The organism is Streptomyces sp. S6 (assembly GCF_054880855.1).
Genome location: NZ_JBTYMC010000753.1, coordinates 1 through 528 on the forward strand (window position 1 = coordinate 1; position 528 = coordinate 528).

Below are 528 nucleotides of genomic sequence, written 5' to 3' on the forward strand. Positions count from 1 at the left end.
GGGCCGCCTGTGCGGCGTCGCGGAACGCGTCGACGGCGAGGTCGAGGCGGGCGGGGCGCCGCAGGCTGCGGTACGCCTCGTACTGGACCTGTCCGAGGTCGAGGAGGCAGTGCGCGGCGAGCAGCGGGTCGTCCGCCTCCTCGGCGGCGAGCCCGAAGAGGTGCTCGGCCTCGCGCAGGTCCACGCGGTCGCCCCGGGAGCGGTAGCGGACCATCAGGGCGCGACCCAACAGGAGGAGCCGGTGGGAGAGTTGGGGACTTCCGACGGAGGTCTCCATACGGCAGTCGCGCAGCACGCGGATGGCCCGGGAGAGCGCGTACCGGTCGCCCGTCCCGGCGAGCCGCAGCAGCGCCTCGCCCCACTCCGCGAGGACGTCGGCGTGCGTGGGCGAGTCGCGGGGCACGCGCTGCGCGGCCCGGTCGAAGTGGAGCGCGGCCCGCTCCAGATCGGCGGCGATCTCCAGCGGGTCCACGGCACGCTCGCACAGCTCCCGGTGCCGGTGCATCAGCGCCTTCACGGGGTCGACCC

At 75.6% G+C, this 528-nt stretch carries 1 pseudogene; it reads right to left on the minus strand.

The window, feature by feature from the left end:
• Positions 1-528, minus strand: a pseudogene (locus ACVNF4_RS36865) (SAV_2336 N-terminal domain-related protein); the annotation flags it as partial.